Source organism: Bacillus sp. EB106-04-02-XG92, from assembly GCF_058791995.1.
Window position 1 is genome coordinate 1 of sequence record NZ_JBYTEA010000009.1, and the last position, 24723, is coordinate 24723.

General features: G+C 32.1%; 20 protein-coding genes and 2 pseudogenes. 16 read left to right on the plus strand and 6 right to left on the minus strand.

Going from position 1 to position 24723, the window contains the following annotated elements:
- On the plus strand, window positions 1-446 hold a 446-nt coding region (locus AC3WVA_RS20505), incomplete at its 5' end, for a transposase (RefSeq protein WP_270757138.1).
- A gap of 201 nt (window positions 447-647) precedes the next feature.
- On the opposite strand, the gene AC3WVA_RS20510 is transcribed toward AC3WVA_RS20505, so the two are convergent.
- Window positions 648-869 carry a hypothetical protein gene (locus AC3WVA_RS20510; RefSeq protein ID WP_429604229.1) on the minus strand — a complete coding sequence of 74 codons (222 nt, stop codon included), beginning with the start codon at window positions 867-869 and terminating at the stop codon, window positions 648-650.
- 445 nt (window positions 870-1314) lie between these two features.
- Between AC3WVA_RS20510 and AC3WVA_RS20515 the strand changes: the two genes are divergently transcribed.
- Both AC3WVA_RS20515 and AC3WVA_RS20520 read left to right on the plus strand, forming a co-directional pair.
- Window positions 1315-1944, plus strand: a complete 630-nt coding sequence (locus AC3WVA_RS20515; RefSeq protein WP_492322127.1) for a helix-turn-helix domain-containing protein — start codon at window positions 1315-1317, stop codon at window positions 1942-1944.
- Between the two features lie 523 nt (window positions 1945-2467).
- The gene (locus AC3WVA_RS20520) at window positions 2468-2641 is read left to right on the plus strand and encodes a hypothetical protein (RefSeq protein WP_417902927.1); all 174 of its coding nucleotides are present in this window, start codon (window positions 2468-2470) and stop codon (window positions 2639-2641) included.
- 547 nt (window positions 2642-3188) lie between these two features.
- Here the strand turns inward: AC3WVA_RS20520 and AC3WVA_RS20525 are convergent.
- Both AC3WVA_RS20525 and AC3WVA_RS20530 read right to left on the minus strand, forming a co-directional pair.
- Window positions 3189-3428, minus strand: coding sequence for a hypothetical protein (locus AC3WVA_RS20525; protein ID WP_417902926.1), 240 nt, complete (start codon window positions 3426-3428; stop codon window positions 3189-3191).
- Between the two features lie 25 nt (window positions 3429-3453).
- Window positions 3454-4152, minus strand: coding sequence for a DUF6973 domain-containing protein (locus AC3WVA_RS20530; protein WP_492322128.1), 699 nt, complete (start codon window positions 4150-4152; stop codon window positions 3454-3456).
- A 361-nt stretch (window positions 4153-4513) separates the two neighbouring features.
- Between AC3WVA_RS20530 and AC3WVA_RS20535 the strand changes: the two genes are divergently transcribed.
- Window positions 4514-5029 (plus strand): hypothetical protein, encoded by a 516-nt coding sequence (locus tag AC3WVA_RS20535; protein WP_341014252.1) that lies wholly within the window; start codon window positions 4514-4516, stop codon window positions 5027-5029.
- 218 nt (window positions 5030-5247) lie between these two features.
- The gene (locus tag AC3WVA_RS20540) at window positions 5248-5439 is read left to right on the plus strand and encodes a hypothetical protein (RefSeq protein ID WP_413927681.1); all 192 of its coding nucleotides are present in this window, start codon (window positions 5248-5250) and stop codon (window positions 5437-5439) included.
- Window positions 5440-5515: 76 nt separating this feature from the next.
- On the opposite strand, the gene AC3WVA_RS20545 is transcribed toward AC3WVA_RS20540, so the two are convergent.
- Entirely contained in the window at window positions 5516-5788 is a 273-nt protein-coding gene (locus AC3WVA_RS20545) for an HU family DNA-binding protein (protein ID WP_098521744.1), read from the minus strand.
- 739 nt (window positions 5789-6527) lie between these two features.
- Between AC3WVA_RS20545 and AC3WVA_RS20550 the strand changes: the two genes are divergently transcribed.
- The 3 genes and pseudogenes from AC3WVA_RS20550 to AC3WVA_RS20560 all read left to right on the plus strand — a co-directional run.
- Window positions 6528-6710: an ArsR family transcriptional regulator gene (locus AC3WVA_RS20550; RefSeq protein ID WP_227601653.1), complete on the plus strand. Its 183-nt coding sequence runs from the start codon at window positions 6528-6530 to the stop codon at window positions 6708-6710.
- A 66-nt stretch (window positions 6711-6776) separates the two neighbouring features.
- Window positions 6777-7055, plus strand: a complete 279-nt coding sequence (locus tag AC3WVA_RS20555) for an AbrB/MazE/SpoVT family DNA-binding domain-containing protein (protein ID WP_195756540.1) — start codon at window positions 6777-6779, stop codon at window positions 7053-7055.
- 156 nt (window positions 7056-7211) lie between these two features.
- Window positions 7212-8580 (plus strand): annotated as a pseudogene (locus tag AC3WVA_RS20560) (IS1182 family transposase); the annotation flags it as partial.
- Window positions 8581-8977: 397 nt separating this feature from the next.
- Here the strand turns inward: AC3WVA_RS20560 and AC3WVA_RS20565 are convergent.
- Window positions 8978-10627, minus strand: a complete 1650-nt coding sequence (locus tag AC3WVA_RS20565; RefSeq protein ID WP_492322129.1) for an S-layer homology domain-containing protein — start codon at window positions 10625-10627, stop codon at window positions 8978-8980.
- 617 nt (window positions 10628-11244) lie between these two features.
- Between AC3WVA_RS20565 and AC3WVA_RS20570 the strand changes: the two genes are divergently transcribed.
- Entirely contained in the window at window positions 11245-11430 is a 186-nt protein-coding gene (locus AC3WVA_RS20570; RefSeq protein WP_492322130.1) for a hypothetical protein, read from the plus strand.
- A gap of 453 nt (window positions 11431-11883) precedes the next feature.
- Entirely contained in the window at window positions 11884-13503 is a 1620-nt protein-coding gene (locus AC3WVA_RS20575; protein WP_492322131.1) for an S-layer homology domain-containing protein, read from the plus strand.
- 175 nt (window positions 13504-13678) lie between these two features.
- Here the strand turns inward: AC3WVA_RS20575 and AC3WVA_RS20580 are convergent.
- Window positions 13679-14164 (minus strand): annotated as a pseudogene (locus AC3WVA_RS20580) (DDE-type integrase/transposase/recombinase).
- 659 nt (window positions 14165-14823) lie between these two features.
- On the opposite strand from AC3WVA_RS20580, the gene licT reads away from it, so the two are divergent.
- From licT to AC3WVA_RS20610, 6 genes are all read left to right on the plus strand, one after another.
- Entirely contained in the window at window positions 14824-15666 is an 843-nt protein-coding gene (licT, locus tag AC3WVA_RS20585; protein ID WP_195756544.1) for a BglG family transcription antiterminator LicT, read from the plus strand.
- 124 nt (window positions 15667-15790) lie between these two features.
- Window positions 15791-17719, plus strand: a complete 1929-nt coding sequence (locus tag AC3WVA_RS20590; RefSeq protein ID WP_492322132.1) for a beta-glucoside-specific PTS transporter subunit IIABC — start codon at window positions 15791-15793, stop codon at window positions 17717-17719.
- 83 nt (window positions 17720-17802) lie between these two features.
- Complete coding sequence (locus tag AC3WVA_RS20595) at window positions 17803-19230, plus strand: 6-phospho-beta-glucosidase (protein WP_492322133.1); 1428 nt, start codon at window positions 17803-17805, stop codon at window positions 19228-19230.
- A 490-nt stretch (window positions 19231-19720) separates the two neighbouring features.
- A complete protein-coding gene (locus tag AC3WVA_RS20600; protein WP_097841328.1) occupies window positions 19721-20122 on the plus strand; it encodes a BlaI/MecI/CopY family transcriptional regulator in 402 nt (133 codons plus the stop codon).
- Window positions 20122-22044 carry a M56 family metallopeptidase gene (locus tag AC3WVA_RS20605; protein ID WP_492322134.1) on the plus strand — a complete coding sequence of 641 codons (1923 nt, stop codon included), beginning with the start codon at window positions 20122-20124 and terminating at the stop codon, window positions 22042-22044. Before AC3WVA_RS20600 ends, AC3WVA_RS20605 begins: the two co-directional genes overlap by 1 nt.
- A 1413-nt stretch (window positions 22045-23457) precedes the next feature.
- On the plus strand, window positions 23458-24711 hold the full coding sequence (locus tag AC3WVA_RS20610) for an MFS transporter (RefSeq protein ID WP_098521740.1): 1254 nt from the start codon (window positions 23458-23460) through the stop codon (window positions 24709-24711).
- The last annotated feature ends 12 nt before the right edge of the window (window positions 24712-24723 follow it).

Genomic DNA, 24723 nt, shown 5'->3' on the forward strand with positions numbered 1-24723 from the left:
CTAGTAAACACCTTCCACACAATGAAGTGTATGAACTGTATTCTTTACGGTGGCAAATTGAAATTATATTTAAAACATGGAAGTCTATTTTTAAAATTCATGAAGTGAAACCTGTGAAACTGGAACGATTTCAATGTCATTTATATGGGCAATTAATTGGTTTGTGTTTGGTAGCTAGCATTACATATCGAATGAGAAGACTTATATGGGAGAAAAAACAAAAAGAGGTTAGTGAGTATAAGTGTACATATATCGTCAAAATTTACTTCTCTAGTATACACGACGTGCTTTTCACAACCTTTCAACATCCTGTATCAGTGCTAACCAGGCTCTTTCAGGATCTTGTCAAAAACGGACGAAAAGCACGAAGGTATAAGTGTCGTACACCGTTCGATATCCTTAGTATCACTCAAGAATGTACGAAAAGACTTCACAAAGCCGTATAAAAAATACGAAATCCAGAGAGTCTTATTTGAGTATGTCCAAAACCGTACGCTTCTACTCCCTATTGTAAAAAAATGAGTCCGATGCCAAAAAGCATCGGACTCATTTTTTAAACTTGATGGCTATGGCCCATATAGGCAGCTTATTTACATAATTATCGTTATTGGAAGTTGCTTTTACGTAGTAATTTTCTCTAATTTGGATCATAAAGTATTTTTTGGGATGATTATATCATTAAACATTCTTTCAAATAGTTCTAAAGGGATTGTAAATTTCGTTGTCTTTTCATTTTTCCAATATGTTACAATTTCTACTTGGTTTCCCTTTTTTTCAACTTCTAATAGAGCATTTTCTCCTTTATTTCTGACTGAGACAAAACGGTTTCCATTGTTCTTTTCCTTGTTTTTGTAGTCGTAATTTATCAAAATAGCCCCACCTTTTTTTCTTTATTTTATCATTTTAATAACGCGTTGATGAGAAAAAATTACTGTATATGGTATTCATGTAAAGTTAACATAACGTCCTATTATCGGTAGCAAACTTTTACTAGAATCCTTGTCTATACAGGTATTCTTCTTTTTTGTCTGTTTATTTGGTATACACGATTTTATACATTGTTGATATAGCGGGGATCCTGGGGATCCGCGCTCTTCTTTTTTTGCATAAAATCTTGTATAAATTTGATTATGATTGTTTTAAATCATAGTATATGTTGATGTGAAAAAAAGACGAGTATATGCTTAATTTGTCTAAATTTTTTTATGTATTTTTGTTTATTTTTTGTTATGTTTATTTTAAGTGTTTTTTATTTATATTATATCGCCGATATATCGCTTATAAAAATAGAAAGAGGTGGTAGCGATGGCCGATATGGGTGATACAGAAATTGAATTGTTAGAGGGAATTCCTAAGGAATTAAAAAGTCATGATATTGCTAAAACATTTGGAATTGCTGAAAGTACAGTTAGGAAATATGCCCAATCTCTTGAGAAAGCAGGGTATGTTTTTCGAAAAAATGAAAATAACACAAGGATTTTTACGGATATAGATGAGTTAACGTTTAGAGATTTGATTCAAGCTAGAAAAGAAGCTGGAGTAAACCTTGATATGGCGGCTTCCGTAGCAGTGATACGAAGACAGAAGCAAAAATCACCGATACAAATCGTGCAACCATTGATAAATAAGGAATCAAAAGATGATTTGATTTCGCACAAAATGCGATATGAGATTCAGAAATTAGCAAATTCATTTCAAAAGCAAATAGAACAAATTGAAGAACAAAATCAAATGATAATTTCTAAGTTGCAAGCATCTGCAGAAACTGAAGTTGAAATAAAAAAACAGTTATTGGAATCTCAAAAAAGGGAAAAAGAAAAAGATCAACAAATTGAAGATATGCAAAAAATGATTGAATATATTTCAGAGAGAGATATAGCTTTTGATAAAAAGATTGAAGAAATTTATCAAGAAGCTAAAAAACCTTGGTGGAAGAGATGGTAAGACACAAGGTTTAATATTTGTTGTATTTTACTCTTTTTAACAAGTTGTTTTGAATAGCAGAAAAACAAAAAAGTTTATCTTTTTTTATAAAATGGAAGTAAAAAGAAATGTGTGTATCTATGGATAATAAAGGAGATGATTATACTGAAGATCTTTTTCTATTTCTTAATTATTCTGTTATTTCTTGTGGTTGATTACTTTTGGTTAGAAGATGAGAGTAAAAGATGGGGATGGTTTAAAAATAGAAGTAAAAAGCAAAAAACAATCATTTTTACTCTTGTTCTTCTCTTAACTTTCATAGGATACATACTTCTTGATGCTAAATACTTCCTTTCGTAAGTTAAAAGAACCCAATTTTTTTGAGAATTTAATAGTTTATATCATCCACTTTAATAAGTGGGGTTATGGTAATTAGTGAAGTATATATTTTGAATAGAAACCTATACCTAATATTGATAATATATAATTACAATTAGAACTGAGTAATTTTTTGTTTATAAAATAGGGAGGTTTATTATAAGGAATGGATCATATTATTGCAAATAGTAATTTTGATTTAAAAATATATTATGTTTTACTACAAATAGCTTCATTGTTAACTTTTAAAAAGATTGTGTTGATTGAAGAAAAGAAAAACCAGTTAATAATACAGATACAAAAAGAAAAGAAAATTACTAATAATCCATATAAATTGTAACGCAAAATAAAAGACGGCTTTTAAGTCGTCTTTTATTTTGCAAATATGCTTAATTTTTTATAAGGTCTATAAGTTCTTTATTTATATTGTTTTGAATGTATACTTTCCTTACTGATTTTGAGGATATTAGGGAATTTGGCGTGAAGTCAATGTTTAAGGGGAAATGATAAAAGTTATCCTGATATTGATAATTTGATTATACTTAGTGAGTTTTACAATGTAACATTAGATGATCTGATAAAGGGAAATGATAGTTTCAAAAAAAAAATAAAGATTGATGATAAAAATTACGTTAGTTTCTATATAAGTTTTACCTTAATATTTGTAGGGATATGTATAAAATCATCATTAATCTTTGGATTAGGAATTTTATTACCAATATTTTATGATAGTTTTAAAAAAATGATTAGCTCTATTATTGGTGAATTTAAGTCAATAATTAAAGGGCATTGAGTTGTTTACATAAAAGTTTACTTTCGTATTAAAACATTTTAGAAGGAGAAAATAAAGAGACGTCTTTGTTTTAAACAAAGACGTCTCTTTATTTTTAAGTACAACATAATGTTACTTTATTTGTATCTTTTTCACGAATTTTCAAATTTCCTTTTTTATCAATTTTATATGGAATGTCATTATCTTCTAGTTTTTTTAGTAAATTATTATTTTCTTGTACATTTCTCTCCCAAATAATATATGTTTCATTTTTTGAATCATTAAAATATATAACTCCAGCTAAACATAAAAATAGAATTATTAATGTTGAAATTAAAATATAAGTTTTTTTCATGATTTGTCTATTCCTATTCTTTTATTTATTGGTTGGTCCATAATAACCATCCTTCTGGTTGTTTTATATATTTTAGCAAACCATTTCTTATATCTTGTCTAAGATTATCAGCCATAGCTTGTTCCAATAAAGAATAACCATTAGCTACTCGCCAGTTATACATATCTCGTCCTTTTTGATTGTTATAATAATCCATGTCATGTAATTTTTTTTCTGTCATATTATATCTTTCATGATTGTCTGCTACAATTTTAGCATTTGAACACCCTATACTTTTACACATAAGAGCATTCCAATATGCATGTCTAAATGCATCACCTTTTCCATTGTTTAGACTATCTTTGGAGTAATATGCAGTAGCCATATTAATTGCTGCTTGAGCATTTATTCTAGCTTTACCACATTTATATGATCCAATTTTATTAAGACATGCTTGCATTTCAGCACTTTTCCCTAATGCATTAGCAATACTGCCGCTATATTGAATATCAGTGTTTGGATTCTTTTTATTCAAACGTTTTAATTCTTCTAACCTTTTTTCAGCTTCAAGATCTGAATTGATTTTACCTTCTTCAATTTCAATAACTAATTGTTCAAATGCTGCCATATCAAATGATTCTATGCCTGCTGGAACTTCTTCTGTTGTTTCAGCGAAAACATTTAATGTTGTAAAGCTCATACATAAACATATTAATACCCCAATTATAGATTTTCTTACTATCATTTTTATAAACCTCCTACGTCATATTCCTTGTTCTATTATTCTTTTAATTTACCTCGTCAAGAAAAAATTTTACAGAATATTCGTTCTTCTAACAAGTCTGTTTTATTATTAATCTTTTTGTTAAAATAAACATATAATAAGATATTAGTTAACTAGATGAATTGTAAACTTTATGTATATAATATTCTGAATATTATTTATTTCGGAAGTTCTAATAGGGGTACCGCCACATTGCCATCAACCTAAGAAAACAGGTCACCCCCAAAACAATAAATATGCTTTTTCGTTACAAGAAAGCCTAAAAATTTCGTTCTGGGGGTGTAATAAAATTTTAGCTTGATGGGCATGGGGTTAATTCACTATGTTAAAGAAAATGATGTTTATGTTAATGGCTCTTGCACTAGTTTTTGTCCCAACTCTCGCTTCAGCTGCAACTATGGAGGATGGGAAAAAATACAACGCAACACACGAGGAATTAGAAGCTCAAGTTAAAGAATTAGAATATATTTTTTCAGTACTTATGATAAAGGATGATAAAACGGGTAAATACGTTCTTAATAAAGAAGAATTAGCAAAATCGTCATATAATAATGAAGAAAAAGCAGCTATTATTGCTGGTGTTTATGTGATGAATGATGAAGAAATCCCATCAAATATGTACTCAAGTAACGTTTGGGAAAGATGTTGGCAGGATGCTTTAGGGATTGGCAAATCATATTTTAATCAAGTAAAGTCGTATCTCAAAAAAGAAGATTACTGGGGAGCATTAGGAATGCTTTCATTGCTTGGGCTATCAGTAAATCCCGCGGTGTTATTTGCTTTTGCTGTAACTTGCGGACCCGCTCCAGCTTATATTGCACCTAATCCTGCTGAATAATTAATCTGGCACCTTGTAAGAAAACTTACCAAAATAAGAATCTCTTTTGTAATCTATTGATGCAAAAGAGATTCTTTTATCTTTTATATCAGTTCTTTTTAAAATGTGAAAATATAAATTGGATTATGTTGATAAAAAGGGTATTTGAATTAAGTCAATCTTTTATATGATATGCTTATTCTATACGCATTAATTTTCAAGTGAGGAGTGGATCAGTTATCACTATAATAGAGAATATATATAATGCTTCTATATTATTAATGTTTTTATCTACTTTTAGTTTCTATCTGTATTTACGAAAGATAAAAAGAGAAAGAAAACTCACTGGTTTCGAGTTTACAATGTTTATCGTAACACAGGTTGGTTACATTCTTTGGGGAATCTATATTATTTATATAAACTTTGGATGATATTTTTTGTTTTATGAAAAAAAGGCTATTAAAAAAGGGTTTGAGATAAATATCAAACCCTTTTAACTATATATAATTATTTCACTGCCTCTTTTAATTCTTTTCCAGCCTTAAAAGCAGGTGCTTTTGAAGCCGCAATTTGCATTTCTTCACCTGTTTGTGGGTTACGTCCTGTACGTGCAGATCTTTCGCGTACTTCAAATGTACCAAATCCAAGAATTTGTACTTTCTCTTCATTAGCTAGTGCACATGTTATCGTATCTAATACGGCTTGTGTTGCTGCAGCTGCATCCTTTTGTGTAAGTTCTGCTTTTTCTGCTACTACTTTTGTTAATTCTGTCTTATTCATTTTTTGCACCTCTTCATATGTAATTAGGTGACTATTATAACGTGTGTATACTTATGATGCAATTAATAATGTGCATAGAAAAAGTCTCCTAGCAAAAGCCAGGGAACTTTTTCTGTGTGGTAGTAAGAAAGCAAATCATGTTCATCGTACAAACTATATTGTAACATCTTCATTAAATGATTAAAAGTACCTATTCTAGATGTTCTGCTTGTTTCCACATATATTGGTATGGAATTTCTAGAAATTTAATTGAACAACAATAAACTTCAAGAAGTTTATTGTTGTTCGCCTTTTAATATAATTATATAATCATTATATACAGTTATCTATTGTGTGTGAACTACAACTAAACAAGAGGTGCAAACACTAGCAATATCAAAGGAATGGTTCCTTTGGCTTTATTATTATTTCTAACCAGTGATATATTAGCCTAAAAAGGGTTAGTGTAAAAAACAACCAACTGGTCCTATTTAAAAGGAGATAATTTATACATGTTAGAGACTCTTGAAATGAGAAAAAACAATACGAAATACAAATACATACATAGAAAAATATACAAAAATACTATAATTCATTTTTGTTTGCAATCTCGCTTATTTATTTTCTCTATTTCATTATTAATGATTATTCTCTTTCAGCATATCTATTACTTTCTTTCATTATCGGTTTTACTCTTTGGAGCATAGGCCGAGCTATACATCTAAAACTCTTATATGAGAAAAAGGGAAAACGAAAAGTCATGAATATAGAAACAATAAACGAAATGAAAAAAAATAAATATATGTGTCCAGGAAGAAAAGAACGTTATATTAAAGATTATAATGCTTCCAAAAATGAACTAGAAAAAATAATGACTTACGCTAAATTTAGCTTAGAAGCTAAAGAAAGAGAAAACGAGATAAAAGACGATAAAGGAATTTAGATATATAATTGTAGTATGACATGCAGAAAGTAGCTAGGAATGTAAAAAATATAAGGAGGGGTAAACATGAAATCAACAGGTGTTACAAGAAAAGTAGATGAATTAGGGCGAATTGTTCTTCCGAAAGAGTTAAGAACAACGTTAGGAATTGCAGAAAAAGATCCTGTAGAAATATTTGTAGAAGATGAAAAGATCATTTTAAAAAAATACAAATCTTACGATGCTTGTGTAGTAACTGGTGATATTTCAGATAGAAATATATCATTAGCAAATGGTCAAATCGTTCTTAGTCCTGAAGGAGCTAAACTTTTAATTAAGGAGATTCAACAGCAATTAGTTAAATAAGGGCATTCTCCTTAGTACAATACAAAGAAAAAGGCATCTATATAGATGTCTTTTTCTTCAGGCTGTGGAGAAAGTCTTCTCCACAGCCTGTTTTTGTGTCTGAACCTCTTTTTATATGTCAACACTGAGAAAAAAGAGGAAAAGGAGAGATTTTTTATGAAGGGTGCTTTAAAAAATCATCGTGATGAGCGTGTATCTGTTTCTGTAGAAGAATTGGTTCCACAAGATCATTTCCTTCGTGCGATTGAAGCGACAATTAGTTTTGATTTTATTGAGGAGAAGCTACGCCCTTATTATTGTGAAAACAATGGACGTCCGTCTATTCATCCTATCGTTTTATTTAAGATGATGTTTATTGGATATTTTTACGGTATTCGTTCTGAGCGTCAATTGGAAAAGGAGATTAAAACGAATATTGCCTACCGTTGGTTTTTAGGATTTTCTCTATCAGATACTATTCCCGATCATTCTACAATCAGTTGGAATCGTCGCACTCGTTTTATTCATACAAATATTTTCGAAGAAATTTTTGATGAGATTGTGAGGCAAGCAACGGAGCACCAGATGGTGGGAGGACGTGCACTGATGACAGATTCTACACATATTAAGGCCAATGCCAATAAAAATAAATTTGTACATAAATATAAAAAAGAAAAGGCAAAGTTTTATATAGATGAGCTAGAAGCTGCGGTAATCGAAGATCGTAAGGTACATGGAAAAAAGAATTAAAACCTAGAAAGGAAAGTGATACCCCTACAAAAAAAACTCGTATAAGTACAACGGATCCAGATAGTGGATTTTTAATGAGAGATGGAAAACTAAATGGTTTTCATTTCTTGGATCATCGTACGACTGATGCGAAGTACAATATTATTACAGATACCTATGTAACGGCTGGAAATATGGCAGATTCCGAGCCATATTTAGCACGCCTCCAAGCTCAGATTGAAAAATTCGGGTTCAAAGTAGAAGCTGTCGCTCTTGATGCGGGTTATTTTACAGGATATATCTGTAAGGAATTATCAGAACGGAATATATTTATGGTGATGGGGTATCGCCGATTTGGAAAACGAAATAAAGAAGTACCAAAAAGCCAATTTAAATATGTAGAAGAAATGAACGTATTCGCTTGTCCAATGGGATGTATTTTAGAATATGTAACAACGGATCGTGAAGGGTATCGTCAATACAAATCGAATCCAAAAGATTGCGCTGTTTGTCCGCTACGTGAGGTCTGCTTTTCAAAGAAACAAAAACAAAAAGTTATCACTCATCATATATGGGAGAAATATAAAGATATCGCTAGAAAAAACAAACTAACGGCTACAGGGAAACAGCTGTATAAAGTACGTTGTTCAACTATAGAGCGAAGCTTTGCGGATGCCAAAGAACTACATGGCTACCGCTATGCCCGGTTTCAAGGGCTGAAGTCTGTCCAAATGCAAGCTTACCTCACCGCTGCTTGTCAAAACATGAAAAAATAGCCCTCCATCTAACCAAAAAGGGGTTAGTGGCGGGCTATTTTTCTAAATTCTATGATTTTATATTGTTTTCTTTCACTAAAATCAAAAAAGATTCCGGAGTGTTAGGAACCCCCTTTAGGGTTTCCCAACACTCTTTTTTAATTCTAAGTAAAACCTAATTAACTGTGAAGTTCAATTAAAATGTCATGAACATTCGTGGATAAATAGCCATTATCTTAAATTTTGTAGGTACTTTCATGTCTCAACTTTTTGAACTAGGGGCAAGAAACCTTAAACTGCTTAGTTTATAATAAAATATCCATGAAAGTATTCTAAATAAATAGATTTATACAAAGCAAATTTATATCAATTTTAAATAACTAACACAACCATAGATATTAAAGAAATAGCATTTATATACTTATTAGTATGGGGATTTTCCCATTGTATTCCTTTTGCTTATCTTGCCAACTTTTCAATGATTGGAGCTTTAGCAGATAATTCACCAGTTGCCATATTACTCATAAAAGATGCCCCATAAATAGTAATGGTATCCCCAACTTGAATATCCTCAAGCACTTCAGGAGAAACAGTGGCAGAAACAGTCAGGCCTTTACTAGAAATTTGGACTGTTTCCTTCGATTTATTGATTACACTTCCAGTGTGCATTTTATATTGTTTTTTTAGAGCATTTTTTTCATTTTCTTTTTGAACAATAGCATATTTAGCTGTAGCTGGATCACCTGGTATTGAGCCTATAAACATAGGAGCATAAATGGTAACGGTATCCCCAATCTTAGTATCTTTAAGTACCTCAGGGGAAGAAACGATAGCGTATACACTTGAGTTTTTACCAGAAACCACCAATCCACTTTCCGTTTTTTCAATTACTTTACCAGAAAGTTTTTGGTGTTGATTCAGAGCATTTTGTTCTTTTTTATCGGATTCTGATATAGATTTCGATTTATCTAGACTTGTATTAGGAGTCACTGTCTTACTTGTCGACTTTTCAATGATTGGAGCTTTAGCAGATAATTCACCAGTTGCCATATTACTCATAAAAGATGCCCCATAAATGGTAACGGTATCTCCAATCTTTATATCTTGTAAGATTTCAGAAGAAACGATAGCACTAACAGTCGAGCCTTCACTAGAAATTTCAATAGTGTCCTTTGATTTATTAATTACATTTCCAGTGTGCATTTTATATTGTTTTTTTAGAACGTTTTCTTCATTTTCTTTTTGAACAATAGCATATTTAGCTGTAGCTGGATCACCTGGTATTGAGCCTATAAACATAGGAGCATAAATGGTAACGGTATCCCCAATCTTAATATCTTTAAGTACCTCAGGGGAAGAAACGATAGCGTATACACTTGAGTTTTCACCAGAAACCACCAATCCGTCTTCCGTTTTTTCAATTACTTTACCAGAAAGTTTTTGGTGCTGATTTAGAAGAGTATTAGTACTTGTATAGTCTTTTTCTTTTAATTCACTATTCATTTCTCTTGACAGCATATCAGTTTTAGCAGTAAGTTGAGCAGCTTCAGCTCGTGTTATGAATCTATTTGGTTGCCAGCCGTTATCAGTACCACTAGAAATTTTTAAATCAATTAAAATATTGGCATACTTTTCTCCCCAATGCCCTTTTAAATCCTCAAATTTACTTTGGCCATTATCATTTGCTGTACTTTGTAATTTATAAGCATTTACTAGCATTGTCGCCATAGCAGCACGTGTAACCTTTCCAGTTGGATTGAAGATTCCATTTCCTTCTCCTTTAATAATGCCAGCTTTTTCAGCAGCAGCTATATAGGGAGTAGCCCAATGGTTTTGTGAATCTGTAAAGGACGGTTTCGCATCGAAGTCAATTTGTATACCCAAAATCTTTGTCATAATAGTAGCCGCAGAAGCTCTATCTAATGAATCATTTGACCCAAATATCCCATCTGGGTAGCCACGTAATACTTGTTTATCCACTAAATAATTAACGGATTGCTCTGCCCACTTTGGAACATCAGGAAACTTTTGAGTATCCGCATAAATACTAGAAGAATGGGATAATATAGCCCCTGCAAGGAGACCTGTTGTAATTAATTTGCGCTTCATAAAAATATACACCTCTACCAATCTATTGTATTACCAAATTGAAATTTTTTATTTTTATATTTATATGTTTGTGAAGATGCTGACTTTAAAAAGACATTTATTCAATTTGGTGTAACGATTATAGTTACTTATATGTATAAGTGTCAATGAATAACATTTACAAAAGTGTGTAAAATTTACATAAATGATAAAGAAAAAATGTTTTTATTAAATAAAACTTAATATCATGCTTGCTTATTAATATAGGCTTAATTATAATAAGATTGACAAAACTGGATTACAAGTGTAATATTCAGTATTGCAGTTAAATTTTAAATGTGTTTACTAGTGCAATTAGAATACAAGAATTAACTGGAATATAATAATCAAAAGTCTCAATATGCGCTATTAAGTATGATGACCTGATTATATCAGGGAATTTCTGAATAAGATTTTTGGATTGACAATAATACAATAGCGGATGGATGGCACTTGGAAGAGTATCTGGGTTTATAGAATAAACAATAGAACCATTTTTAAGAGGGGCATATACAGCTAGTTATAATCATTTATATAAGCTATTAAAAGAATTAGTTGGTAAAGAAGATATCAAGCTAGAACCATCAGCGGTAGCAGGAATGATTGGACCTATTAAATTGCATAAAGGGGGAAGAGGCTATATACAAAATACTAATTTAAAACATAAATTCAATCAAAGTACCCATATTGTTTTGGGAACGGGAGGGAGTATGGTTCCAAAAGAAGTAATGAAAGACTACTATCAAACAGGTTCTTTATTGATGGAAAGAATTTTTGATAAATAGAGACCAAGTTCAGAATAAAGACGAATGATTTATATATTATAAATAGAAAAATGAGATAAATATAAATTAATCCTTTAATATAAAAAGTTCCATGAATTTGTGAGTTTCATAAAAAAATAAATAGAATATCAAATAAAAAATTATATATTGTTATATGTATCTAAAATGTTATTTTGATGTTATTTTTGTAAGTATATGAGGGAAAATATAATCATGTATAGTATGGTTGAAATCGCAAAAGAGAACTATTTTAGTTCTTATCAATTTCTTTAATAAGTGTTTGACTTGCTCTTAAATATTGATATATCTAGGAGAATTTATAGATTTCAATTGATTATATCTAATGAAAAATGAAGCTGTTATTTCTAGGTTTCAAACTATAATAATGTACATTAATAGAAGTGTAAGGAGGTAGGTATATCTACTATAATTACGAGATATACCAAATTAAACATGAGTATTAAATTTAATAAAAAAGTAGTAGCCTTAACAGTAGGACTAACGATAGTATCCCCACCTATGGTATCGTTCGCAAAAGAACAACAATCAGTAAATAAATATCAATCTATAAACGTTAAGGGACAAGGTGAAACAGATCAACTTCAAGTATCAGACGAACAAGCTTTAAAAAGTATTGAAGAAAGTTTTAAAAGAATAGACGGACGTGGTGGAGGTACTGTCGATAATAAGAAAGTGGACAGTCTTCAAAATTCAGAAGGTATATATGAAGAAACGGGTACATTAACAGTCCCTCACAATTCAAATAGAACAAAACGTAGTCTTTCTTTTTCAGCACCTAAAGTTTCTAGTACGATAAATGGCGTTCCATTCACTGAATGGATTGTTCCAGAAGGAAACGACAATATTCGCCCTCAAAATCATATGAGTCCCAAGTATATTACAATTCATGAGACTGATAATGAAAGTGTAGGAGCAGGAGCTAAAAAACACGCTCAATACTTATATAATCAAGCAGTAGGGAGCACAGACCGCGCTGCATCATGGCATTTTACAGTAGATGATAAAGAGATTTATCAACACTTACCATTAAACGAGAACGGATGGCACGCAGGAGACGGTGATGGCTCAGGTAATAGAGAATCTATAGCAATTGAAATTGCAGTTAACAGTGATGGTGACTACAATAAAGCAGTAGATAATGCTAAGAAACTTGTAGCGTATTTAATGAAAGAAACGGGTGTATCATTAAACAACATTGTAAAACACCAAAAATGGAGTGGTAAAAACTGTCCTGCTATTATGATAAATAGTGGACAATGGGCTCCCTTCGTAAATGGTGTGGAAGGGTATTATAATAAAATTTATCAACCAACAGACGATATAACAGGAGGTTGGTATGAGTCAGCTATTCGTGATTTGAATAGAAGAGGTATTATGGCCGGAGAAGGAAACGGCATTTTTGCGCCTAATAGAGCCGTAACAAGAGCTGAGTTTGCTCAATTAATCTCTAATTCTTTAAGTCTTCCAGCTGGAGATGCAACGTTTAAAGATTTAAATGATGTAAATCCAACTTTACGAGATGGTATTAAACGTACTGCAAGTGCAGGTATCATTTCTGGTAGAGGAGATGGTAATTTTGACCCTAACACACCTATTACAAGAGAAGAAGCAGCTGTTATTGTAAATAAAGCTTTACAGTATAAACAAATAAGTGGACCATTGGCAAACTTACCATTTGCAGATAAAGATCAAATTATCTATAAGGAAGCAGTACAAAGATTATACGGTTTGAGTGTTGTAAAAGGTATAGGAGATAATCTGTATGCCCCTAAAGGAACAACAACTCGAGGTGAAACAGCGGCATTCATATTAAACATGCTTCAAGTAATTAAAACTGGTAATGTTCAAAAAGGAATTGGTACGGCTGAAATTAATGGTATTGGCGTTAATATTCGAAATGGAGCGGGAACTAACTATTCTGTTGTTAGAAAAGCAAGCAAAGGTGAAAAAGATACGGTATATGAAGAAAAGAATGGCTGGCTAAGAGTAGGTACAGATGAGTGGGTTTATAATGAACCTAGTTACATCGTCTATAACCAGAATGAAAATTAAATAGTTAAAGTAGTAATTCAGATTCTGGTTCAAAAGCTTCGGGATCATTACAATAAATCTATAAAACTTGGACATACTGATACTATTACTCTAGAAAGGGTATATCGATTAGTATCGAGGTTCTGTTACTAAGTTTGAAAAAAGCATAAACAGATTGGTAAATGAGGTACAACGTTTAAGAAGTAGCTAATAATTGTTGAAGTTCATTGTACGTTGAAAAGGCGGAGTCTCTTTGAAGACCTCGCCTTTGTTTATATAGAGCAAGAATGGTTTCATACCTTATATCGTATGTAAAGAATGACAAAGATGTTGAAATCCTGCAAATTTAGAAAAAAACTTCCATTAAGTAATAGGTCAGCTTGATAATTTCGTTTTTTACAAAGGTGAATATCAAATGTGTGTCTATCTTTAGATATAATACGACAGAGAGAATCCCATGCGCCCTGAACTTTGATGTAAGTCTCATCCAAATGGCAAGATAAACGTGCAGATTTATTTTTCATTTTCCAAATCGGATAGATGCGATTGCCATATTCATCAACCCAACGCATTTTGGTTGTAGGGTGAACTGAAATACCACGTTTTTTCAGGATTTTAGATACATCGCGACAACTACTAAAATAATATCTTTCTTGAACTGTTTTTCATTAAAATATCTCATGTCTGATTCTCCTAGATCCTGTTTTTTAGAGTGTATCTTCATGTGAAAAGCTTTGCGACTTATAAAAGTTTTGGTACAACTTTTCAAAATATTACCTAAAATTCCCCGCGCTGCTACTAGTACTTAAAAAAATGAGCAGTATTAAAATGGAATGTACCGATGATTTAGCGAGCTAGAATCTTAATCCAATAAAAAGCAAGGCCTGATAATTTCAATACAGAAAGAAGGTTGTCAAAGTTAATTCTAAAATTTGATATAATAAGTATTAAAATCCATAAATTAATATATTAAAAAACCACCTACTTAAGCCACAACATCAAAATTTTATGGTTTAAATAGGGGGTTATTTGAGTTTTTAGGAACTTACGCGTACATATTAAGATGATTTTTCGGTAGGACTCTTTTTGTAGAATTGTATCCTTAATGACGTTGACGAAATTTTTAATTTAGGATATTATGTACGTATATCATTGGAATTGGGTAGTAATTGTTTTAATACAAGCTAAGCCTATTCATTAGTGTGTATAGAAGATTTTAGGTACTTCTATGCATTTTAATGGATGGGCTTTTTTTATGTTATATCGAAATAATATATAACCCCTATAAAGTGAAAGATATAAATAACCCATACTAAAATATCCTTGATTGGAGTGAAATATATGGAAATTAAAAGGAATCTAAATAACAATGTCGTTATTACAGAGGATAAAAACGGTAATGAGATAATAGTTATGGGTAAAGGAATAGGCTATCAAAAGTCAAAAGGTGATGTAATTGATGAAAGCAAGATAAACAAAATTTTCCGCATAGCCAATCAAGATATATCAAATAAATTACAAGAACTGCTAAATAACATACCCCTGGAACACATGAAGCTTTCAGATGAAATTATTGGATATGCCCAAAGAAAATTAGGTAAGAAACTCAATGAAGGTATTTATATTTCATTGAGTGATCACATGCATACTGCAATTCAAAGGATTAAAGAAGGAATTCAGATTAAAAATGCACTGCTATGGGAAATAAAAAGGTTTTATAAAGATGAATTTCACATTGGAATGAAAGCACTAGATATTATAGAAAAAGAGACACACATTCGTTTACCTGATGATGAGGCGGGTTTTATTGCTTTTCATATCGTAAACGCTCAGTTGCATAAAGAACAGCCAATCGTACATGAAATCACGCAGTTGATTCAAGAAGTGCTGACAATTGTAAGAGTTCATTTTGGTATTGAGATTATGGAAGAATCGGTTTCCTCTTATCGTTTTATTAGTCATTTAAAGTTTTTTGCATCCCGGCTAATTACCAATAGCACATATAGTGATGAGGCTGATGAAGAGCTACTTGAGATTATTAAAAATAAGTATGTAAAAGAGTTTGAATGTGTTTCAAAGATCCAACTATTTATCCAAAAAAAATACGGGTATTATTTAAGCTCTAATGAAATGATCTATTTGACTATTCATGTATCAAAGGTAGTTCGAGAGTCGAGTAGATAGGTAAAGGAGTATTAAAGGTGGTGATGACTGTAAACATGTAATACATAGCTGGATGGTAACATTAAGTTGGCCAGACCTTCACTATTTCTGTTAATAAATACATGAAAAGATGGAGGATTGAAAAATGAGTAAATACAACGAATTAGCAAAAAAAATTATTGAAGATATAGGTGGAAAGGAAAATATAAATAGCTTAACACATTGTGTGACTCGACTACGTTTTAAATTGAAGGATGAGTCCATTGCAAATGATGATAACTTAAAAAATATGGATGGTATTGTCACCGTCATGAGAAGTGGTGGCCAATATCAAGTCGTTATCGGAAACCATGTACCACAAGTATATGATGATATTAGCGCACTAATCGACGGAGATCAACTGAATGCAACCAAACAAGTTGAGAAAAAGCCTGAAAAACTACTACATAAAGCAATTGATATCATATCAGGTATATTCCAACCAATATTAGGTATTATGGCTGCGTGTGGTATGGTGAAAGGACTAAATGCGCTGTTTGTTGCTATAGGATTATATAGCTCAACTTCGGGTGGCTCAATGGTCATTAACGCAATCGGTGATGCTTTATTTACTTTTCTACCATTATTTTTAGGTTATACTGCAGCTAAAAAGTTTGGTTTAAAGCCCATGTTAGGCTTAGTTGTAGGGGCTATTATGTGTTATCCAAGTATACAAGCTAGTGTTGTTTCTTCAAGTACTAGTGCAATGTATACATTATTTCAAGGTTCTATGTTTAAATCGCCAGTTTACATTGACTTCTTTGGCATACCTTTAATTTCGATAAACTATACAGGTACAGTTATTCCTGTTATTTTAGCTGTATATTTCGCAGCAAAATGCGAAAAAGTTTGTAATAAGTTTGTACCTGATTTACTTAAATTCTTCTTTGTTCCAATGCTTACAATATTAATTGCATTACCCGTTGCATTTATTGTAATTGGACCACTTGCAACCTTTGCTTCAACAATTGTTTCTGAATTTGTATTTGCAGTTAGAGACTTTAGCCCATTGTTTGCTGGCATCATAGTAGGAGCAACGTGGCAAATATTAGTTATATTTGGTATACATTGGGGGTTCATACCTGTATATCTAAATAATATTATGACTATGGGATACGATAACGTGATGATGCCTTTCTTTGCTTGTACTTTCGCAACTGCGGGAGTTGTCCTAGCTATATTATTTAAAACAAAAGACAAGAAATTGAAGGAAATGTCTTTACCGAATTTCTTATCCAGTATATTCGGAGTAACAGAACCAGCTATTTATGGAATTCTATTACCCTTAAAGAAACCATTTATTATTAGTTGTATTGCTGGTGGTATCGGTGGGGGATTCTATGGATTCTTTAATTTAAGAAAGTTTATGGCTGGTGGAATGGGTATTTTTGAATTACCTGCAATGATTGAACCGGATGGAGCAATGGGGAATTTAATTGTTGCGGTTATCGGTATTGTAATTTCAATGGCAGTTGCATTTATATTAACGCTGATTGTATATAAAGAGAAAGAGACTGCTGATGCAGGTGTGAATGAGTCTCAAATTGAAACTAGCCAAGATGAAAAGAAAAGTAGATTAGAGAAAGAAATAATTGAAAGCCCAATTAAAGGGGAAGTGCTGCAATTAAAAGATATAGAAGATGCGGCTTTTTCATCAGGTGTATTAGGTAGTGGAGTTGCAATTGTACCTGCAGAAGGAGTGGTTGAGTCCCCTGTAAATGGGGAAGTAACAGCGTTATTCCCTAGTTTACATGCGATTGGTATTACATCGGAGAATGGAGTGCAGATTCTGATTCATGTTGGTTTAAATACAGTTCAATTAGAAGGTAAAGGGTTTAAAGCTTATGTAAAGCAAGGCGAAAAGATAAAGAAAGGTCAACGATTGTTAGATTTTAGTATTGAAGAAATAGAACAAGCTGGTTACAGTGTTGTTACTCCAATAGTTATTACGAATTCCGCAGATTATTTGGAGGTTGCGGAGAGTAAGGAAGGTAACGTGGATAGAGGATCGAAATTAATTACAGTTATTTTTTGATACCAAAGACGGCCTAGTTTAGGCGAAAAAGTTATCTATACACGGTTATTAGGAATAATACTTCGATATTGGAGGAATGTGTGATGAAATTTAGTGATGATTTTTTATGGGGTGGGGCTACCGCAGCAAATCAATGTGAAGGGGGCTATAACGAGGGTGGGAGAGGACTTTCGAATGTGGATGTATGCCCAACAGGAGAAGCTCGATCTTTAGTAATTACAGGACAGCTGAAAATGTTTGATTTTGATGAAAATTACTATTACCCAGCTAAAAAAGGCATTGATATGTACCATCATTTCAAGGAAGATATTCAATTATTTGCTGAAATGGGCTTTAAGGTTTATCGAATGAGTATTGCTTGGACTAGAATCTTCCCATTAGGCGACGAAGAAAAACCAAATGAAGCGGGACTTCAATTTTATCAAGATTTATTTGAAGAATGCCGTAAATATAATATAGAGCCGCTCGTTACCATTACTCACTTTGATTGTCCGATGCACTTAATAAAAAAATACGGTGGTTGGAGAAACCGTAAAATGATTGATTTCTATATACAACTATGCCAGGTCATTTTTAAAAGATATAAGGGTTTAGTTAAATACTGGTTAACGTTTAACGAGATTAATATGATTTTACATGCTCCATTCATGGGGGCAGGAATTTATTTTGAAGAAAGTGAGAATAAAGAAAAGATAAAATATCAAGCTGCACACCATGAACTTATTGCAAGTGCAAAGGCAACTAAACTGGCTCGTGAAATTGATGAAAATTATGTAGTCGGCTGTATGTTTGCAGCAGGGAGTGTGTATCCTTATAGTTGTAATCCCAAAGATGTTTGGGAAGCTACAAAATTAGATCGGGAAAGTTATTTCTTTGTTGATGTACAAGCAAGAGGAAAATATCCAAACTATGCTCTGAAAGAAATGGAACGTAATGGGACGATGCCAATAATGGAAAATGGGGATGAAGAGCTCCTCGCAAAATATACAGTAGATTTTATTTCCCTTTCCTATTATAACAGTCGCTGTGTTAGAACAGATAGCGATGGAAGAGATAATGCAGAAGGAAATTTATTCGCATCAACCAAAAATCCTTATTTGAAGTATAGCCAATGGGGGTGGCCTATCGATCCGTTGGGGCTAAGAATTACTCTAAATCATGTCTACGATCGCTATGAGAAGCCATTATTTATTGTAGAAAATGGGTTAGGGGCAAAGGATGAAGTGGACAAAAATGGTTATGTGGAAGATGATTATAGAATTGATTATTTAAGAGAACACATCCAAGCGATGAAAGATGCCATTCAGATTGATGGGGTTGAAATTCTAGGATACACAACATGGGCACCTATAGATTTAGTAAGCGCAGGATCTGGTGAGATGGACAAGCGATATGGATTTATTTATGTTGACCAAGACAATAAAGGAAATGGAACGCTAAAAAGAAGTAAAAAGAAGAGCTATTATTGGTATAAAAAAGTTATTTCCACGAATGGGGAAGATTTAGATTAAATAGCGTAGATCGTGTAGTTACAGGGTTACAGCAATGATGGAAGAAATTCTTCGTTACTGTACAAATATGGATGCTACAAAAAGGAAAATTTAAAATATACAAAAAAGAATCCCTAATTTAAAAGGATTCTTTTTTGTTCGTAAAAGCATTTCTTGAGATAGGACCACATTTTAAGAGCCCTACATAATTAACTGGCTAAATACCTAAAGATGTATTAATTATATAAATAGGAGAATATAAAAGCGAAAGTTTAAACTAAAATCTCATGAACAATTTATGATAAATTGCCATAATCATAAATTTTAGAGGTACTATCATGTCTTAATAACGGGATATGATAGTCTAAACTTCTGTTAATTTTTTCGTTTTTATGTTAATGGGGATAGGAAAGTATTCTACAAATATAAAATAAGATTGACAACAATAGATTACAAGTGTAATATTCAGTTAAGATTACACTTGTAATCAATGGAGGTGAAATTTTAACTTATGAAAGAATTACCTAAAATTTCTGAAGCTGAATTAGAAGTTATGAAAGTACTGTGGTCGAACTCTCCACAAACGGCAAATGAGGTAATTGAAGCGTTAGAGGTGAAAATGGATTGGAAACCCAAAACGATTCGAACGCTGATTAATCGATTAGTCCATAAAGAAGCAGTTGCTTATCATCAAGATAAAGGGCGTTTGTACTCTTATTATCCTTTGGTATCGCAAGATAGTTATTTACAAGTAGAAACGAAATCTTTACTTAAACGTTTCTATGGTGCAGCATTTAAGCCCTTGCTAGTAAATTTCCTGAAAGAAGAAAAGCTGTCTTCAGAAGACATTAACGAACTTAAACGTATCCTGGATGAGAAGACTGAGGAAAATCAGAGGAAGGATAGATCATAATGATAGAAATGTTTATTAATGTCTATCTGCCTCATTTTTTCGATTGGTTGATAGAGACATCTATTATGGCTAGTATATTAGTGGGCCTAATCTTATGTATCAAGGTCTTGTTTAGAAATAAGTTAACTCCACGTTGGCAATACATGCTATGGATCATATTAATAGTAAGACTTGTATTACCTTGGTCGCCAGATAGTTCCTATAGTATCTATTCTGTTCTTACTTACAAGAGTGATGATGCATTCATTTCTAGCCAAAACCATGTAGCTAGTTTTCTTTCAAAAGAACGTATGCAAGAATTGAAAGGTATAGACAATAAAAAGGTACTCACACAAGAAGATACTTATACCTCAAGTTCAACACAAACTGATCAGGCAAACAAGACACAAACACACAATAATGAAAAGCAAGATGATGAAACGATTTCATTTTATACAGTCTTTATATGCATTTGGCTTTCTGGCGTTATCCTGCTAAGTGTTGCTACTTTTGTAATGAACAGGCGTTTATTACTTTACATAAAAAAACAACCTGTTATTACAGATGAGAAGATTGTCCAGATTTTTGAAAAGTGTAAGCAATCTATGTCTATTCAACGGAATATTCCTCTATTTGTATCTGGAAAGGTTTCCAGTCCAACGGTGTTTGGATTTATTCGCCCCAAGTTGTTGTTATCCAGTGTACATATGAAGATTTTAGATGAACAACAATTACGATATATTTTTTATCATGAATTAGCTCATATCAAGCGAAGAGATGTTGGTGTGAATTGGCTTATGCATGGGTTACTCATTTTAAATTGGTTTAATCCCATTCTATGGTATGCCTACTCATGTATGCGGGAAGATCAAGAACTAGCATGCGATGCATTAGCTCTTACATGTATAGATTCAGAGGAACAAATTGCGTATGGACATACTATTATTAGTCTATTGGAACACTACTCAAGTTATTATCAAGTACCAAGTATAGCAAATTTTAGTAAAAACAAGAGAGCGCTAAAAAGGAGAATTCTAATGATTAAAAAATTCCAAAAAAAATCATATCGTTGGTCTGCGATAGGGGCTGTGGCAGTGATTGCAGTATCATCTGTATCCTTATTAAACGCCCGTGCTGATCAGCCGACTAACCCTGGGAAACAACAAATAGAAGTGAAAAATAATATGAAAGAATTAAAAACACGAACGGATGATCCTATACAGCGAATTGTAGAAAAAATGATTGGTACAAAAGAACAAGCAGAAGCAGAATTTATTGTTTCAGAAGGAGAGTATAATACTTTACTTACAGAACTTGGAGTAGCGCGAAATCTGTTTACGAAGGAAGAATTTGAGCGGTTTATTAATTTGGAAACGGAATGGAATATTTTGTATAAAAAAGTAAAATTAGCAGGAAATCCTGAAAAGTTAGATCCAGAAGACAAAAAAAAATATGAGAAAAATAGTGAAGAAATTGGACCATTTAGACAGAAAATTTATTCGCATTTTAGATTAACTAAAAAGGAAGCACAGAAATATGTTGATTTTCCAATTAAGACCCCAAGTTATGTGGTTAAAGGGTTTAAATTAACTGGAGAAGGTGTTACAACACCGATGACTACTGGAAAAATGAATCCCGATTTTATTTATGAATATCAAAATGAAAGTAAAGATAATGTATATATTGTGCACCAATCTGCAGTTACTGATGATGCAAAAAAATTCTCGAATAAAAGAGCGGAGTATAATGAAAAGGTAACAAATTATGAATTAGAAGGTACAAAAATAACCTTAGTTGAAAGTATTAATTCAGAGGAAACCTATAAAGAAATGCAAATGATTGTTCCTGCAAAAGGAAAGAATAGCGCTTATCAAGTCTTTATTATTGCAGGTGATTTAAGTAAAGAAGAAACAGAGAAAATTATGCTGTCCTTTCTAAAATAATAATAGAGTCTCAGAATTCCGTTTAAATGGACTAAACTAAGAAGAGGGTATTATGTTCAATATACAGCATATATCCTCTTTTCTTATACATATTAGAATAGTAATACAGATATTGAAAATCATGCTAATGATACACGTAGTTATATATAACTGAAGCAACTCCTTTATAAAAAAGTAGATACTTCTATTCCTAAAACAATGATAGGAATAGAAGTATCTACTTTTTGAACCTAGGACAAGAAACTCTAAACTACTTTGCCAGTAATAATACAATAAAACCAGAGATACAAAAACATCCTGCATGGTTCAAACATGCAGGATGTTTTTGTATCTCGTAGTATCAATTAGGTCACGTTAGTCAGTGGAGAATGTATAAAGATGCTTTACAACGATTTCAACCTTTCAACCACCCTTTTCTATAAACCTCTTGCGATCACTACAAACAAATTAAGAGTAAAAACTGATTCCCCCTTAGTTTACAGGAAATCAGCTTTTTCTATGTGAAAAATATCTTAGCGTACGCTAAGATATTTTTGGAAGTAAATACCCTCTGTGTTTCTTTTTGATTAATATATTTACTGAACTTTCCTGCACAGATGCTCCTTCAATCCTATTATAAAAGCGATTTTGAAAGTAAGTAATTTGTAAGTAATGGGTAAGAAAAAAGAAATTCTCATTGCGTATGATAAAAATATAAAGAGGAATGAAAGGGGAAAAAGGTATGACCTATTTATGAAAAATAAAACAGTAACGAGAGTGTTTTAAGGAAAAGAAGTAATTTCTATGATTAACATACATGTGGAAAAAGAGGAGTATATCGTGTGTTATGACTCAATAGCATTTGTGAAAATAATATTAACTAAGATGATTGCAAATTCCCCCTGTTTTTATCTGAATTTTCCAATTTGATTATTTCAACTTTATGAAGATAGTAGCTAGAAAATTTGTGTGATAGTATTTTAAATAGAAAAAAAAGACAATTCTGAAAAGAGGGTGTAATTTGGATGGTTTAACTATTGTAAATTTTAGGGTTAGATAGCTATTAATGGATTATTTTCATTGAGTAGAGTTTTAGCTTGTAGAATATGAAAATCAAAGAAAGTTGTTCAGATAAATTAATGAAATATTATCGTTTTTTACTGTGGTTGTAATGACGATATAACTAGAAATCATTTAATTTGTCCACGTTTATAGGTAAAAAAGATTATTTAGGGTCAGAAGTGAACGTATAAAAACTAAAAATAAATATATTTGAATGCATAAATTATACCAAAGATATTGAATTTTATAGTTATTGAAGTTTGAATACTATTAAATTTCGGATGGATATATGTAGAGTTATAAATTATGTGCAAAAAAGAGGTATTGTGTACACCAAAACATCCGTTTTAGTAAATTTAAGGAGCACATTTTATGAAAACTACCGATTCAAAAGGCCTATTAGGAAATAGGGTTTATTTACAAGTTTTCTCTGCCTATTCATTGCTTATGCTTGGTGTTTTTATTGATATGTTAGCGATTATGACTATAGTTGGGTTTGAATGGGAAGTAGATCCTACTATGATTGGATTGATCCCTGTTGCATATGCACTTCCTGGAATTATTTTTGGCTCATGGGCAGGTGTTATTGCAGATCGTTTTAGAAAAATTCCAATTATGATGTTCTGTAATTTGATGGTTGGTTTAATAACAATTGCTCTTTTATTTGTACAAAATATCCACTGGCTCTTAGTAGCATTAATGATTCGTTCCATTTTTATTGTTTTCTATTATCCTGCACAACAAACACTAACAAGACAGATTGTATCCCCAGATTTGCTTACTAAAGCAGTAAGTATCAACGGAATAGTAGAGCAGGGTACCAAGATAGTAGGCCCACTTATAGGGGGCATGTTGCTGAGTTGGTTTCAGCCAGAGTTCTGCCTCATTATAAGAGCTATAAGTTGTTTATTAGCTACGTTAGTTCTGATACCCACAATAAAATTCAAAGAAACTATATCGAAAGAACTTGTTGAAAAGCAAAAGCAAAGCACTTGGGCCGCTTGGGTACAAGGGTGGGGCTATGTGTTATCTAATCGGATAATATTATCAACTATGATTTTCGTTACAATAGCCATGGCAGTATTACAATTAGTAGACTCACAATTCCCGACTTTATTTAAGAGCTTATTCCCACATGATAAAAGTAAAATGGGATATATCATTTCTATTATTGGTCTTGGCGGAATACTTGGTGCATTACTAACTCAGAAATTAAAACAATTTCAATATGGTTGGGTAGTATGTGGAGGCATGGTTTTAATGGGAATTGGTTTTGGGGGGATTGGTTTGATAACGCCCGGTACGGTCTTCGTTTTGGCCTATCTGATTAGTTTTATCGCTGGTATTGGAAGTGGGCTGATGCTTGTATCTAATCAAGTCATTTTACAAATAGAATCTGATCAAGATCAAGTAGGAAGAGTATTTGGTATTCAAAGCAGTTTAACAAACGCAGTTCTAATTATTTCTCCTGCTATGAGTGGTCCATTAGTGCATTTGTTTGGAGTAACTCAACTCTATGTTTATGGCGGGATTGGGCTTGTTGTCATTGGAGTAATTGGAGTTTCACTGCAGAAATATTTATGGGCTAAACATAAACACGAACCTATAAGAGTAAATAATTTTTGAAGGGAAGATTTT